The sequence below is a fragment of the Lelliottia sp. JS-SCA-14 genome (genome assembly GCF_035593345.1).
Taxonomy (GTDB): domain Bacteria; phylum Pseudomonadota; class Gammaproteobacteria; order Enterobacterales; family Enterobacteriaceae; genus Enterobacter; species Enterobacter wanjuensis.
This window is the reverse complement of the sequence record NZ_CP141606.1, coordinates 4,627,330-4,642,663: the sequence shown is the minus strand read 5'-3', so window position 1 is coordinate 4,642,663 and position 15,334 is coordinate 4,627,330. Positions and strand designations below refer to the sequence as shown.

Annotated in this window: 10 protein-coding genes; 7 read left to right on the top strand and 3 right to left on the bottom strand. The window is 59.1% G+C overall.

Translation table 11 applies throughout. The annotated features are described in order from the left end of the window. Positions 1-445: 445 nt before the first annotated feature. The 7 genes from bcsO to U9O48_RS21655 are packed head-to-tail and all read left to right on the top strand — an operon-like array spanning position 446 to position 11,641. Complete coding sequence (bcsO, locus tag U9O48_RS21685; protein ID WP_324723190.1) at positions 446-949, top strand: cellulose biosynthesis protein BcsO; 504 nt, start codon at positions 446-448, stop codon at positions 947-949. Continuing rightward, on the top strand, positions 940-1,743 hold the full coding sequence (gene bcsQ, locus U9O48_RS21680; protein ID WP_282492832.1) for a cellulose biosynthesis protein BcsQ: 804 nt from the start codon (positions 940-942) through the stop codon (positions 1,741-1,743). The genes bcsO and bcsQ overlap by 10 nt, the downstream gene beginning before the upstream one ends. Before the next feature lie 18 nt (positions 1,744-1,761). Next, entirely contained in the window at positions 1,762-3,861 is a 2,100-nt protein-coding gene (gene bcsA, locus U9O48_RS21675) for a UDP-forming cellulose synthase catalytic subunit (RefSeq protein WP_324723189.1), read from the top strand. Beyond that, entirely contained in the window at positions 3,858-6,140 is a 2,283-nt protein-coding gene (gene bcsB / locus U9O48_RS21670) for a cellulose biosynthesis cyclic di-GMP-binding regulatory protein BcsB (protein WP_324723188.1), read from the top strand. Before bcsA ends, bcsB begins: the two co-directional genes overlap by 4 nt. Further along, positions 6,137-10,162 carry a cellulose biosynthesis protein BcsC gene (locus U9O48_RS21665; protein ID WP_324723187.1) on the top strand — a complete coding sequence of 1,342 codons (4,026 nt, stop codon included), beginning with the start codon at positions 6,137-6,139 and terminating at the stop codon, positions 10,160-10,162. Before bcsB ends, U9O48_RS21665 begins: the two co-directional genes overlap by 4 nt. Continuing rightward, positions 10,162-10,641, top strand: coding sequence for a cellulose biosynthesis protein BcsD (gene bcsD / locus U9O48_RS21660; protein WP_285146069.1), 480 nt, complete (start codon positions 10,162-10,164; stop codon positions 10,639-10,641). Before U9O48_RS21665 ends, bcsD begins: the two co-directional genes overlap by 1 nt. A 7-nt stretch (positions 10,642-10,648) precedes the next feature. Further along, a complete protein-coding gene (locus U9O48_RS21655) occupies positions 10,649-11,641 on the top strand; it encodes a glycosyl hydrolase family 8 (RefSeq protein ID WP_285157428.1) in 993 nt (330 codons plus the stop codon). 112 nt (positions 11,642-11,753) lie between these two features. Here U9O48_RS21655 and bcsG read toward each other — a convergent pair whose 3' ends face one another. Genes bcsG through bcsE form a run of 3 tightly spaced genes read right to left on the bottom strand, consistent with a single transcriptional unit; the run spans position 11,754 to position 15,179 of the window. Continuing rightward, on the bottom strand, positions 11,754-13,433 hold the full coding sequence (bcsG, locus tag U9O48_RS21650) for a cellulose biosynthesis protein BcsG (RefSeq protein WP_285157429.1): 1,680 nt from the start codon (positions 13,431-13,433) through the stop codon (positions 11,754-11,756). Further along, a complete protein-coding gene (gene bcsF / locus U9O48_RS21645; RefSeq protein ID WP_282492839.1) occupies positions 13,426-13,620 on the bottom strand; it encodes a cellulose biosynthesis protein BcsF in 195 nt (64 codons plus the stop codon). Before bcsF ends, bcsG begins: the two co-directional genes overlap by 8 nt. Then, positions 13,617-15,179 carry a cellulose biosynthesis c-di-GMP-binding protein BcsE gene (gene bcsE / locus U9O48_RS21640; RefSeq protein ID WP_285157430.1) on the bottom strand — a complete coding sequence of 521 codons (1,563 nt, stop codon included), beginning with the start codon at positions 15,177-15,179 and terminating at the stop codon, positions 13,617-13,619. The genes bcsF and bcsE overlap by 4 nt, the downstream gene beginning before the upstream one ends. Between the last annotated feature and the right edge of the window lie 155 nt (positions 15,180-15,334).

The following is a 15,334-nucleotide window of genomic DNA, read 5'->3' as shown; positions in this document are numbered from 1 at the left end:
ATAAGGGGTTAACGGTTTCCATAAAATAATAACGACGAAAATGTATTTCAAGATATTTCACAGAGTAACGTTTTATTAAAGTAAGAATCATCCTGGTCAGTCTTTAGTTCTTTGTAATTCAATTTTATCCATACAGAGCACTGCTTTTAAAGTCAAAACTGAATGTTAATCCCCTTAGTTCCGCTTAACTAAAACCAAAAACACTTCGGTATTTTTCTGGGTTAAAAACAGTTAGCATGTGTCGAGTAAATGATTATGCATATGCTGTAAATAAGTCTTTCAGTAATAAAACCATAATTTAAACATGCCAAAAATAAGCGTGCGGGTAAAACCGTAACGTGACTGTACACCTACACCTGAATAAAACACGTCTGTTGATCGTCAATGGCCACTAATGACAAATCGTGGTGTGTACATTATTTATTTGTAAATCATGAGTATAACTATGAATCATTATGATGATTTGCAGCGATTTAAGGATAAAACGCGCAATCAAGCGCTCGATTTCAAAGACTTTTCTGTTCAAAACCAGGCGAGCGATCAGGGGAGTTGGGCCATTCTCAACCAGCTGACGCCTCAGACGGAAACCCAGGCGTTTGCGCAAGGCGGGCACGTTTCCGTCGCCGCACCGCAGCCCGTGAGCGCCGAAACTTTCACGCTGGCCGAGGCCGCTCCAGTGGCAGAAATCGTCACTGCCGACGTGGTTCCCGCTCATGCCCCGTCGATTTTCCAGGGCGTCGCTGAACAACTGGCTACCCAACCAGAGACTCCATCCGCACCCATACCAGCACCGGCCCCGATCCGCGCCGCTGCGCCAGTACCGGTTCAGGCTCCGACGGATGTGAATTTCTCACGCCTGTTTGCGCCCGCCGCAAGCACGCCAAAACCCGCCGCTGAAAAGAATCAGCCCCTGAATTCCCTGCTGGAAAGGATCGCCTCATGCCGTTAATTTGCGTTTGCTCGCCAAAAGGCGGCGTGGGGAAAACGACCATGACCGCCAACCTGGCTTACGCCCTGGCGCGTTCGGGAAGCAAAGTGCTGGCGCTGGATTTCGATGTGCAAAATGCGCTTCGTCTGCACTTCGGCGTTCCGCTTTCCGACAGCCGCGGTTACGTGGCCAAAGCCGCGGAATCCTCCGACTGGAGCCAGTTTGTCCTCACCGCCGGCGGAAACCTGTTCGTGCTGCCGTACGGCGATGCCAGCGAAGATCAGCGCATGGCGTTTGAGGAACGACTCACCAACGACGAACACTTCCTCACGCGCGGGCTGAGCACGCTGCTCAACTATCCGGGCCTGATTATCGTCGCCGATTTTCCTCCTGGCCCATCACCGGCGTTAAAAGCCATGTCGCGGCTGGCCGATCTGCATCTGATCACCCTGCTGGCCGATACCGCGTCCCTCTCTCTGCTGCCGCAAATTGAGAATCAGCGCCTGACGGGTGGGGTGCTCAACCACAAAGCCGGGCACTATTTCGTTCTCAACCAAAGCGACAACCGCCGTCAGATCAGCCGGGATGTCACCACCTTCGTCGAGAATAAACTCGGCGATAAGCTACTGGGTGTGGTTCACCGCGACGAAAGCGTCGGGGAAGCCAACGCCTCACAACAGTCCGTCTTCGACTTTAGCCCGGCCTCAGCCGCCGCCTTCGACATTGAGCTTATCGCCAAAAAAGTCGCCGGCATTCTGGGCGTCAAAGTGGGTGACGGCACTGTTCACACCCTTCCGCGTAAGTCAGGGTTCTAAATTCACCCAGGGCGACCTATGAAAAAGTTTCTTTTTATTTTGCTGACGTTAGCAATGATCCCCATTGCGCTGCTGATCGTCATTACGCCGATGGACAGCCAGAAACAATATATCTTTGGCTTTATCAGCATTGGCCTGCTGTTTTTAATGGGCTTCAGCAAAAGACGCAGTATTTCCGTGATTATGGTGGTGATGTCATTATTGATGTCGACCCGCTATATGTATTTCCGCCTGACGCAAACCCTGCATTTTAATTCCGAGATTGAGACGATTCTCGGGATGGGTTTATTCCTCGCCGAGGTCTACGTCTGGGTGCTGCTCCTGCTGAACTACCTGCAAACCATCTGGCCGCTCAAACGCGAGATCGTGCCGCTCCCGGACGACATGTCGCTCTGGCCGACGGTCGACGTCTACATCCCGACCTATAACGAATCGTTGGACGTGGTGCGCGACACGGTGCTGGCCGCGCAGTGCATCGACTACCCGCGCGACAAAATGAAAATCTACCTGCTCGACGACGGTAAACGCCGCGAGTTCGCCGTCTTTGCGGCGGACGTTGGCGTGGGATACATCACGCGCAACGACAACTCCCACGCAAAAGCGGGCAACCTCAACCACGCGATGAAGCTCACCCAGGGCGAGCTGATCACCGTCTTCGACTGCGACCACGTCGCCACGCGTATTTTCCTGCAGGCGACGGTGGGCGGATTCCTGAAAGATCCGAAACTGGCGCTGGTGCAAACGCCGCACTACTTCTACTCGCCCGACCCGTTCGAGCGTAACCTCTCCGTCGGGCGCAATATTCCGAACGAAGGGACTCTGTTCTACGGTCCGATTCAGCAGGGCAACGATAACTGGAACGCGACCTTCTTCTGCGGCTCCTGTGCGGTGATCCGCCGCAGTGCGCTGGAAGAGATCGGTGGCTTCGCCGTCGAAACGGTGACGGAAGATGCCCACACCGCGCTGAAGATGCAGCGTCTCGGCTGGAAATCCGCGTTCCTCGATATCCCGCTGGCCGCCGGTCTTGCCACCGAGCGTCTGGTCCTGCACGTGATTCAGCGTACCCGCTGGGCGCGCGGGATGACGCAGATTTTCCGTCTGGATAACCCGCTCTTTGGCCGCGGCCTGACCATTCAGCAGCGCCTGTGCTACCTCAGCGCCATGCTCTATTACCAGTTTGCTCTGCCGCGCATCGCCTTCCTGACCGCGCCGCTGGCCTATCTGCTGTTTAACCTCAACATCATCCACTCGTCGGCGGGCCTGGTCTTTGCCTACGCGCTGCCGCATCTGTTCCTGGCGATTTACCTCAACTCGCGCATGAATGGCCGCTATCGCTACAGCTTCTGGGGCGAAATCTACGACTTAGTGCTGGCGTTCCACCTGGTGCTGCCGACCGTTGTCACCATGGTGTTCCCGAAACGCGGCAAGTTCAACGTGACGGACAAAGGCGCGCTGCTCAACGTCGGTTACTTCGATTTCCGCGTCGTGCGTCCGCATCTGGTGATTGCGATCCTGTTAGGTATTGGTGTTATTGCCGGTATCATCCGCGCCTGCGCTCACGACTACTACGGCGTGGACCCGAGCGTGATCGCCCTGAACGTTGGCTGGGGACTTTACAGCCTGATCTTCCTGCTGGCGGCGATCGCCGTCGCCCGTGAAACGCGCCAGACGCGCAAAACCATCCGCATCGACGTCAAAATCCCGGTGCTGATCCACTACGCCAGCGGTATCTCTTCCCGCAGCCAGACCGCCGATCTGTCGATGGGCGGCTGCCGCGTGGAGCTCCCGGACGAGCGCCATCTGACGGACGACATCGAAGAGGTCGAACTGCTCCTGCAATCCGGCGCGATCAGCATTCCGGTGAAAGTGGTCGCCACGGACGAACAGTTTATCCGCCTGATGTTTGAAGATATCCCCCTGGCGCGCCGCCGTGAGCTGGTGCGCGTAGTGCTGGCCCGTGCCGATGCGTGGATCCAGCCGCCAAAACCGCAGGACAACCCGTTCCGTTCGCTGCTGACCATCGTGCGCTGCGTGTTTGATCTCTTCTGGCTGACGTGGAAAACGCGCCGGGAGAACCGCCGCGCGCAGGCGCAGGTCCAGGAGGACGGCAACGCATGAAACAGCTGACAAAACTCACTTTGCTTGCGGCGTCGCTGTTTGCGCTGCCGCTGCACAGTGAAGAAACCACCGTCGAATCGCTGCTGCCGGTAGACATGCCCGCGCCCGCACCGGCGGCGCTTCCGACCTTTGTCCCCTCAACGGTGAACAGCATCAGCGTGGCGCAGATGGGCCAGCCGCAGGGGCTGGTGCTGAGCGGCGGCCAGCTGCAGGGCGGAATGAACTTCACCCTGCCGGTCGACCAGGTGATCACCAACGCCCAGCTTTCGCTGAACGTCAAAGTCTCGCCCGCGATGGCGACGCGCAATGCCACTATGCAGCTGATGCTCAACGGCCAGCCGCTGGGCACCGTGCCGCTGGGCGCGGCGGACAGCGACATCTCCCGCTTCCAGCTGGACATTCCGGCGGCGCTGCTGGTCTCCAGCAACAATCTGAGCCTGAAAATCAACGACGGCGACGCGATGCAGTGCCAGCGCGATCTGTCGGATAAATATCGCGTCACCATCCTGCCGGATTCGCGCTTCGAGCTGGAAGGGCAGCAGCTGGATATCGGCTCCGACCTGAGCCATTTCCCGCGTCCGTTCTTCGACAGTATGCAGATGACCCCAGCGGCGATCGCCTTTGCCTTTGGCCCGACGCTCAGCAGCGATGCCCTCAGCGCCGCGGCGTTGATCTCCTCCTGGCTCGGTATTCAGGCCGATTATCGCGGCGTCTCCTTCGCGGCGCTGCACGACCGGCTACCGGAGAAAAACGGCATTCTGATCGGCCATCCGGGCGACAAAATCGGCGGCCTGACGCTGCCGCAATCCACCCAGCCAATGCTGCAGGTGATCGATAACCCGGCGAACCCGGTGTACAAACTGCTGCTGGTTGTCGGAAACGACGAAGCGGCGCTGCGCACGGCGGCATGGCGACTGACGCGCGGCAACTTTGCCCTGCAAACCGCCAGCACCACGATCCCTGCGCAGACGATCCCGGCGAGCAAGCCTTACGACGCCCCGCGCTGGATCCCAACGGATCGTCCGGTTAAGCTCTCAGAGCTGATCCGCAAGGATCAAAGCCTGACCGTCACCGGGATCTGGCATGCGCCCCTGCGCGTAGCGTTCCGCGCCGCGCCGGATCTTTTCCTGTGGGACGGCGAAACCATTCCGCTGCACATCGGCTACCGCTTCCCGACGGAGAGCTGGATTGACGAAAATCGCTCCTGGCTCAGCATGACCATGAACGACACCTTCCTGCACAACCTGCCGGTCAACAAACAGGGCGCGCTGGAAACCTTGTGGCACAAAGTGGGCGGCGACGCGCGGCAGGAGAAGTTCGATATGCCGCTGGAGCCGTACATGATCTACGGCGACAACCAGCTCTCGCTCTACTTCAACATCACTGCGAAAGAGAACGCGCCGTGCAGCGTGCTGCTGAACAACAACATCAAGAGCCGCATCGATGAGGACTCGTGGATCGATCTGAGCCACACGCGTCACTTCTCGCTCCTGCCGAATCTCTCATACTTCGTCGGAGCATCTTTCCCGTTCACCCGTCTGGCGGACTACTCCCAGACGGTGCTGCTCCTGCCGGAACAGCCGACGGAAACCCAGATCGCCACGCTGCTGGATATGGCCGCGCGATCCGGTAACGCCACCGGCACGGCGCTTTACAACAATCGCGTGGTGCTCGGCGTGCCAACGGCGGGCGGCAACCTTGAACTGCTGCGCACCCGCGACGTACTGGCGGTGAGCGGCATGGCGCAGCACGACTTCAACCAGGCCCTGCTGGACGAATCGCCGTTTACCTCCCACGACAACACCCTGGGCGTGCGCACGCCGACCACCTGGCAAAAACTGCAGCGCTGGCTGGCGGGCGACTGGACCTCCGACGGCGTTGAAGCCGACCGTTACTTCTCCTCCAACGAGGCGTGGCGGGGGTTTGTCAGCTTCCGCTCCCCGTGGAGCAGCGACCGCCTGGTGGTCATGGCGCTCGGCAGTAACGACGACCAGCTCTCTCGCCTGCATGACGACTTGACCTCCGCGCGTATCAACGCCGGGATCCGCGGCGACGCGGCGATCATCACCAACGAAAACGGCGTACGCAGTTTCCGCGTCGGCTCGCAGTTCCCGAGCGGCGAAATGCCGACCCAAATGATGATTGTCTGGTACGCCAACCAGCACTCGGCCCTGCTGGCGATCCTGGGTCTGATCATGAGTTCGCTGACCGGTCTGGGCCTGTACGCCTGGCTGAAAAAGCGTGCGCGTAAGCGCCTGAATCCGGAGAGCGGAAAGTGAAAAAAATAACCTTAAAATCGGCGATCTGTCTTTCCGGCGTGCTGGCGTTTGGCGGCGCGGCGCAGGCCGCACAAAACGAGGCGGCGCTGAAAGCGCTGTTTGACCAGGCCAACTACTGGCACGAAAAGTCACACGACGATCTGGCCAGCGAGTCGCTGAAAAAAGTGTTGATGGTCGATGCCAACAACACCCAGGCGCTCTATCTGATGGCGCTGTGGGCGCAGCAAAACGGCGATCTGCAGGCGGCGGCGCAGTGGCGCGCGCGGCTGGCAAAAGTCTCGCCGAATGATGGCGGTTTGCAGGCGCTGGATAACGCCAAACAGATGACGCAGGTTCCGCAGGGCACGCTGACCCTGGCGCGTCAGCAGGCACGCAGCGGCAACATTCCGGCGGCCCTTGAGACCTGGAAAACCCTGTTCAACGGTGATACGCCGCCCGCGAGCCTCGCGCCGGAGTATTACCAGACGATGGGCAGCGATAAATCGCTCTATCCACAAGCGCTGGCCGAACTACAGCGTTTTGCGGCGCAAAATCCGCAGGACAACGCCGCGCGAGTGGCGCTGGGTAAAATGCTTACCTGGCAGGAGAGCACGCGCCGCGACGGGATTATCCAGCTCCAGCAGATGGCGAGCGGCAGCAAAGACGCGGACGCCGGTTTACGTCAGGCCCTGCTGTGGTTAGGCCCAAAAGCGGGTGACGAACAGTTCTACGACACCTGGCTGCAGCGCCATCCGCAGGACAGCGAAATCCAGGCCTACTACCGCAAAAACGTCGGCGGTGCGGCGAAAGGCGAAGGCTATACCGCGCTCAACAGCGGGAATACGGACGCGGCGAAGCGCCAGTTTGAACAGGTGCTGCAAACCAACCCGCAGGACGCCGACGCGCTCGCTGGGATGGGCTACATCGCCCAGCGCAGCGGGGATTATCAGGCCGCCGCGCAATATCTGGGACGCGCCGCCAGTCAGGGCGGTGATGCCTCTACGGAACGCCAGCAGCAGGCCGATGACGCCGCCTTTTACGGTCAGCTCGCCCAGGCGCAGCAGGCGCTGAAAGAGGGCAACGTCAGCCAGGCGCTGGCGCTCTCGGCCCCGCTGGTGCAGCAAAGCGGCGAACGCGGCACGGCGGCGAAGCTGTTCCGCGCCGATGTCCTGCGTCACAACAAAGATTATCCGCAGGCCGAACAGACTCTGCGCGAGCTGGTGAGCCAGCAGCCGAATAACGGTGCTGCACGGGAAAACCTCTATTACGTCCTGAAAGAGCAGAACAAAACCGACGAAGCCCAGGCGATGCTGCGCACGCTTCCGGCCAGCTTGCAGGCGAAACTCCAGCCGCGCGTGGTGTCCGGTTTGCCGGGCGATCCGATCCGCCGTCAGGCGCAGCAGGCCGCCGCCAATGGCAACACCCAGCAGGCGATTGCGATTCTGCGCGAGGGGATTTCCCGTCTGCCGGACGATCCCTGGTTACGTCTGGATCTGGCGCGTTTGCTGCAAAAATCCGGTGCCGACGGCGAAGCCGCCTCGGTGATGCAGCCTGCGTTCCGTCAGGGGGCGGGCGCCAGCTCACTCTACGCGGCGGCGTTGTTCGCCAGCGAAAACGGGGCGTGGCAGCAGTCGCAAACCATTCTGTCGCGCATCTCTCCGGCCAGCCAGACGCCGCAGATGCGCGAGCTGGCGCAGCGGGTGAACTACAACCTGCAGATGGCGACGGCGGAACGTTATCTGGCGCAGGGCAATTCCGTCGCGGCGGCCAATACCCTGAAAACCCTCTCCACGCGTCCCCCGGAAAACCCGGCGGATGCGGGCAAACTCGCCAGAATGCTGGCACAGAGCGGCGATCTGACCGGCGCGGTGGCCGTCGTGCGCAGCAACATGCGTGAGGGCGTGCAGGGTAACGCGGGCGATTACGCCGATCAGGTTTCCGTCCTCAATCAGGCCGGGCTGAGCGGCGAAGCCCAGAGCTTCCTCTCGAACCCGGAACTGCTGTCGCGCAGCACGCCAACTCAGCTGGCGGGCGTGCGGAACGGATACGTCATCAACGAAGCGGACCAGCTGCGCGAGCAGGGTAACTATGCGGCGGCGTACGACAAGCTGATCCGCGCCCTGCAAAGCGACCCGCAGAATACCGACCTGATGTTCGCGATGGCGCGTCTGTATCAGACCGGCAAAATGAACAAAGAGGCGGGCGTGGTTTACGACTACCTGATGACGCGCGACACGCCGGATCAGGATGCGCGCGCCGGGGCTATCGACGTGGCGCTGGCCGAAGACAACGTGACGAAGGCGAAACAGCTCGCCAACGGTCTGCAAACCAATAACTCTCCTGAGCGTCTGGTCTTGCTGGCGCGTCTGGAAGAGGCGCAGGGCAACCATCAGCAGGCGATGACCTATCTGCGCAGCGCGCGCGGCAAACTGCTGGGGCTGCAATCCACCAACAGTTCGGCCACGCCGACGATGGGCGGTTTGCTGCTGGCGGATAACCCGTTCACCACCACCAGCCGCACCGCGCAGGCGGTGGGCGCCACGGCCTCCAGCGACAGCGGGCTGCCGTGGCAGCTGGCACAGACGGCACGCGAGCCGGGTTCGACGCTGCCGGGCACCACGCGCCCCGATCTGCCACAGGAGACGGCCCAGAGCCGCACTCTGCGTCAGGTCGACGACATGATGCAGCAGATGAACGAACAGACCGGCATGTGGCTGCAGGGCGAGGTCGACGTGCGCGGGCGCGATGGCGAATCGGGCACCAGCAAGCTGACCGAAGCCAAAGCGCCGCTCACCTGGTCCAGCTCACCGTTTGGCGAATCGCGCTTTGAATTCACCGCCACGCCGATCACCCTCAGCGCAGGCAGCGCCAGCGGTGACGCATGGCGTCGCTTCGGCTCCAACCCGCTGGCGAACGCCGCATCGAACATGGTTTCCACGGCGACCAACGAGCAGAAAGCCATTGCGGCAATGAACGCCACGGAGCGCGCGACTTATCTCGCCGCGCATCCGGGGGCCGCCGCGCTGGTGGATTTAGGCACGCTGGACAGCAACGACTTCAACCTCACCAGTTCCGACGGTCAGCTGAACCTGGCGAAGCTCGGGGCTTACGACAGCGGTCGGGTCGGGGAGTACCTTGAAGCCTCAAACCTGAAAGCGAACGTCAATCAGCCGGGTGATGTCTCGACGGACTCGCAAAAAGCGAACGGCGTGGAGCTGAACATGGCGCTGAGCGGGAAGGATTATCGTCTGGATATCGGCAGTACGCCGCTCGGGCAAGATCTCAGCACGCTGGTGGGCGGCGTGAAATGGTCGCCGAAACTCACCAATTATCTATCGCTGATCATGACCGGAGAGCGCCGCGCGGTCACGGACAGCCTGCTTTCCTACGTCGGGCTTGAGGACAAATACTCTGGCAAACGCTGGGGGCGCGTCACCAAAAACGGCGGCAGCCTGCAACTGAGCTATGACGATGGCGACGCCGGTTTCTACGCGGGCGGTGGCGGTTACAGCTATCTCGGCGAAAACGTGGCAAGCAACACCAGCATCAATGCCAACGCCGGGGTTTATCTGCGTCCGTATCACGACGATTTCCGCGAGGTGAAAACCGGGCTCAGCATGAGCTGGATGGATTTCTCGAAAAACCTCAGTCAGTTCACCTTCGGTCAGGGCGGCTATTTCAGCCCGCAAAACTACGTCAGCGTCTCGCTGCCTGTCGACTACTCGCAAAAAATCGACAACTGGAAGCTGAAACTGGGCGGCTCCGTGGGCTACCAGTCTTACAGCCAGGACAGCAGCGATTACTTCCCGACTAACGACAGCTGGCAGCAGCTGCTGGAAGGGGCCGTGGAGAGCGGGTTTGCCAAAGAGGCTCGCTACAAAGGCACCTCCGAAAACGGGATCGGCTACACGATGCGCGCTGGGGTGGATTACACCCTCAACAAAGACATGACCATCGGCGGCAAGGTGGGTTACGACACCTTTGGCAGCTATAACGAAAGTACGGCGGGACTCTATTTCCGCTACATGCTGGGAGATAAATAATGACAACAACGATGGATAATCCCGCGGTGCTGAGCTGGTTTCGCGCGCAGCAAACGCCGGAAGGCTGGTTCGATCTGCTGGCGCTGATGGTAGACGGCATGGTGCGCAACGTCGGCGAACTCGAAAGCCAGCCGTTCCTGCATCAGATGGGCGTGGCGCTGGCTGAACAGTTCCCGCTTCCGCCGTCGGAAACCGTCGGCGAGCTGGAAGCGAACATCAACGCCCAACTGGCGCGTTTTGGCTGGGGCTGCGTGGAGTTAGACACCCGCGAGACCGATTTGACCCTGCGCCATCAGGCGCTGCCCGTCAGCCGCAACGAGGATCGGCAAACCCGCTGGTGTCACGCCTTCTGTGCAATACTGGAAGGGCTCTATGTCCGCTGGATGCAAGGGCAGGGCGGGAAAGCGCATGTGACGGTCAGTCGCGAGCGCATTTTTTCGATTTCGGACGTGCAGTTCCGTTACCACAACCCACAGTGAGTGAATGATGAGAAAGCCCGCATGCGCCGCACTGGCGGTCATGATGAGTCTCTGTTTTTCGTCGTTTTCCGAGGCCGGTCAGGCCTGGGAGAGCTACAAGGCGCGCTTTTTAATGCCGGATGGTCGCATTGTCGATACCGGCAACGGCAACGTCTCCCACACGGAAGGGCAAGGTTTTGCCATGCTGATGGCGGTGGTGAGCGACGACAAAGCGGCGTTTGATAAGCTCTGGCAGTGGACTGACACGACGCTCAAGAACAAAGATAACGGTCTGTTTTACTGGCGCTATAACCCCGTCGAACCAGACCCGATTACTGACAAAAACGATGCCACCGATGGCGATACGATGATCGCCTGGGCGCTGTTAAAAGCCGACGCCCGCTGGCATGACCCACGTTACAGCGCCGCCTCGGATGCCATCACCAAAGCGCTGGTCTCCCACACGGTGATCCGCTACGCCGGTCAACGCGTGATGCTGCCAGGCGCGAACGGGTTTAACCTCAACAGCGAAGTGATCCTCAATCCGTCGTACTTTATCTTCCCCGCCTGGCAGGCCTTTGCCGATCGCACCCATCTGCAGGTGTGGCGCGAGTTGATCAAAGACGGGCAAACGCTGCTCGGCAAGATGGGCTCCGGCACGGCCAATCTGCCGACCGACTGGGTTTCGCTCGCGGCAGGCGGCAAACTCACGCCCGCCAAAGCCTGGCCGCCGCGCATGAGCTACGATGCGATCCGCATTCCGCTGTATCTGCACTGGTATAACCCGCAAAGCCCGCAGCTCACGCCGTGGCGTAGCTGGTTTGGGCAGTTCAGCCGCGAGAAAACCCCGGCGTGGGTGAATGTCACGACCAACGAGTATGCGCCTTACATGATGGAAGGCGGTCTGCTGGCGGTGCGTGATTTAACGATGGGGCAGGCGATGAGCGAACCGGAGATTACGGCGAAGGATGACTATTATTCGGCGAGTCTGAAGATGCTGGTGTGGGTGTCGGGGCGGTAACTGTAGTACGGTCTGGTGCCCTCACCCCGGCTCTCTCCCACAGGGAGAGGGAGAAAAGAAAGTCCCCTCTCCCTTTGGGAGAGGGTTAGGGTGAGGGGAAAACCACTGCACCCTACTGCGGATACGGCACCCAATCCCCACCATTCAACCGCACATACGGTTTATTCTGGTACTGAATCACCACCGCATTCGCGTTCTCAGACACTTCCGCCGTCTGCGGCAGACCGCTGGTGAGCTGATTCCAGTTCACGCTCTCTTCCACAAACAACTTCCCGTCTACCGCACGCGCCACCAGTTCGGAAATCGCCAGATAGCTGACGGGCTGAGTGATTTCGATTGGCGCGCCCTGATGCGGCGCTTTCATGCCGAAGAACTTAATCCCGGCCGGGACGTTGGTGATCGACGGGCTTGGGATGTCGCGCAGACCGGACACCTGCATTCTGTCGCCTTTCAGCGCGCCGCCGTGCTCCGGCACGACCACCACCATCACCCGACGACCGGATTTCTCCAGCTCGGTAAAGAACGCATCCAGCTCATCGAAGAACTTCTGCGCACGAACCTTGTAATCCGCCGTTTTGCTCACACCCGGATAGTGGTTCCCGTCGTGCAGTGGCAGGGTGTTGTAGAAGGTCGCGCTACGGGCGTTATCTTCTTTGCCGACCGTTTGCAGCCAGCGTTGCAGCGTGGCGGTGTCGTCATAAACCGGCGAACCGTCAAAGCCCAGCAGCGGAACCGGCAGGCCGGTCTGGTCCATCAGCGGGGCATGCATCCCGCCGTTTTCGCGCACTTCTTTCAGGAAGTCACCGAATACGCCGTTGTGACCGAGCATCAGGTGCTGCGAGAAGCCCAGTTTTTCGAGGTTATCGAACAGGTAGCACTGGTTGCCCGCGGGCTGATAGAGGTTTTTGTGCGACGGCTGACCGCAGCTGGCGCGCAGCAGACGAATCGCCGCCGGGCCGCTGTAGGAGGTCGCCGAGTTGAAATCTTTGAACTGAATGTCGAAGTGCTTCCACAGCGGATGCGACGCCAGACCGGCCGCATCCACGTCTGCCCACGACAGGGAGCAGATGTTAATCACCAGCAGTTCAAACGGCTGCGCATCGGCAGGCAGTGACGCCGGGAAGTTGGTCTGACGCTTATCTTCCGCGTTATAGAAGCTGGAAAGCCAGGTGTTGAGATTGGCGCTGGTCGGCGGCGCGGTCTGCGCCGGAATATCGCCAATCACTGCCGTCTCACCGGCCGTCGCGACCGTCGGTGCCGCACTGCCGCCCGTCGTGGTCACGGTATTCGTCGGTTGACCGGCTGGCCACAGGGAGAAGCTCGGGCCCGCCAGCGTCAGGACGTTCAGCCAGATCATAATCGCCACTACAAACACCGTGACGCGGATCCACTGAGAGAGGAACAGCCACGCAATCAGCAGCACGAAAATAGCGCCAATCATCTGCCAGTTAATAAAACGTTCCGTCAGATCGAGCAGGTAATCGCTGCTAAAGCCCGCGACCTGCGAGCCCTGGCTCATGATGCTTTCCGGGCCAGGCAGCCAGGTGTCATGCCAGAACAGCCCGAAGCCGATCGGGATCGCCACCCAGTGACGCAGACGGTGCAGCTTCAGGTTTGGAATCGGCATCAGTAAAAATGCCATAAACACCAGGTTCAGCAGCGGATGGAAATTGAGATAGCCCGCCCAGAGCAGGCCAAATTTCACCAGAAAGTAGAAGTTCCAGCCGGAAAGGCCGCGCCAGTATTGCCAAAGCGGCGAAGGTGCCGAAGCGGTATAGGTAGAATTAGTCATGTTTTCGGTTTGCCTTGACGTGTGAAGCCCGTTTCAGTGTTCCGGCTGATTTAACATAGCGAGGTTTTGCAAACAGCAATCTCACCGTATCGCGGGTACGGCGTAACGAATGGCGCGCGTAGTAGCCAAGCGGGAAGAAGATGATCGCGCAGAGGATCACCAGCTGAATAATGTCGGTGTTGTTCATGATGAGGCTCTCTCCTCGGCATCACTCAGCAGACGCAGCGGCTCAGGCACCCTGCGCCAGACGTGTCCATCGTGGGTGGCATTCAGCACCGGCTTGGTATCGCTCGCCACCAGCAGCGGTTTGCCCCACTGTTCCGGTGCCAGCTGTTTCATCTGCACAATTTCGGCGCTGATCAGATTGTCTTCGAACCAGATCATCCGGTTAGAGAAGATATCCCCGGTTGGCAGCGGGAAGATGTGGTTGAGGGCGGTATCGAGATCGTTGATGCGGCAGAAGGATAAAAACAGCACCAGACGATTATCGCCGATGGTCATGATATCCCCGGTGCGGTTCGGACGGCATAAGGTCAGCGCCTGCTCGATGCGAATCCCTGGCACCGGACGCAGCGCGACCATCACCCCTTTGCCGTCTGCCGGTAACAACGTGTTGCTCATCATGTTGCTTACCGCGTCGCAGAAGGTGTCCCATTTCTGGTAGCCGCGCAGCTTCATCGGCTGGGTCATGGAGAGCAGCGTCGTGATATCTTCCGGCACGTGACGGTTAAACTGCTGGCCCTGAATACTTTCCAGCAGCGTCAGGCAGCGGGAGAGCGGGGCGTTCCACGGGATCACCATATTCGCGCCGCAGCCGAGCAGCAGACGTTCGTCCGTAGCGCGCAGGCTGGTGGTGTTTTCACGCACCACGATTTTCAGCACGCTGCCGCGCTGGCGGCGCAGGGTATGGATTTGACGGGCAATTGACTCTATTTGGTTATTTTGCGTCAGCGAAAAGACGATGGTGGCGGCCTGAGTGTTACGCGCTTCATTGAACAGCGCTTCGTTGGTATCGAACAAAGACCAGTGTTCGGAGAGGGCTGGCGCACCTTCTAATACCGCGACGTGGCTCAGGATGCGTTTTTCATCGTTACGCGGCTGGACAACAGTCTCTTCCTGCTGGGCTAAATGCCACTCATCATCAATATGTTTCAGTGACAGCTGTTGTCGGGCGCTGACGCCTTTTTCATTGCACCAGAACGCAATATCGTAAAGATGGCTATCGGCCTGATGGCGGATACTCGCCAGGCCAAACAGAGAACGATATTCACTCATTAAAAATGAGAACTGCTTATCATTATTACTGCCGGGACTGACCACCAGCAGCGTGCAATTTTGATCTCGCACCCATTTATTGATCTTTTCCAGCCAGAGTCGCAATTTTTCTGTGGATATATTTTGCCAGGCGTTATTCGCGCATTTAAGCACCACTAAATAATGATGCGGGTCAATGCTACATTGAATATCGCGGGGCAAAAAGTATAGACCATCCTGCCCATCCGGCATGGAAAATAAACGGACTTTGTCCGGCCCGCATTCATCATTGAGGCTAAAGATTTTCTTCGGGTTTTCACCCATCGCGATCGCCGCGACTTTCGCGTCGCGCTCTTGCGCCGCAATTGTTTGATTTACCAGACTTATAGCATCTTCATTGCGATCCGTACTGATCCACCAGACTCCGCCGGCTGGCATGTGGCGCAATTCGTCCCATAATGACTGGATACCAACTGAAAATATGGGGTTCACGATGTCCCTCTTTGCGACTAATTTACCTGTATCTCAGTTTACTAGCGAAAGCAGAGAAATAAACCTAACATTGAAATTAAAGACCATCAGATTTAGCATATGAATGAATTTTCGCGGGCAGGAAGCCGTGCTACGTCTGTTGTTCGTTTAGATTT

Coding starts and splice junctions, on each gene's coding strand:
- bcsA (WP_324723189.1), top strand. CDS start 1,762: ATGAAAAAGTTTCTTTTTATTTTGCTGACGTTAGCAATGATCCCCATT.
- U9O48_RS21655 (WP_285157428.1), top strand. CDS start 10,649: ATGAGAAAGCCCGCATGCGCCGCACTGGCGGTCATGATGAGTCTCTGT.
- bcsF (WP_282492839.1), bottom strand. CDS start 13,620: ATGAACAACACCGACATTATTCAGCTGGTGATCCTCTGCGCGATCATC.
- bcsO (WP_324723190.1), top strand. CDS start 446: ATGAATCATTATGATGATTTGCAGCGATTTAAGGATAAAACGCGCAAT.
- bcsB (WP_324723188.1), top strand. CDS start 3,858: ATGAAACAGCTGACAAAACTCACTTTGCTTGCGGCGTCGCTGTTTGCG.
- bcsD (WP_285146069.1), top strand. CDS start 10,162: ATGACAACAACGATGGATAATCCCGCGGTGCTGAGCTGGTTTCGCGCG.
- bcsQ (WP_282492832.1), top strand. CDS start 940: ATGCCGTTAATTTGCGTTTGCTCGCCAAAAGGCGGCGTGGGGAAAACG.
- bcsG (WP_285157429.1), bottom strand. CDS start 13,433: ATGACTAATTCTACCTATACCGCTTCGGCACCTTCGCCGCTTTGGCAA.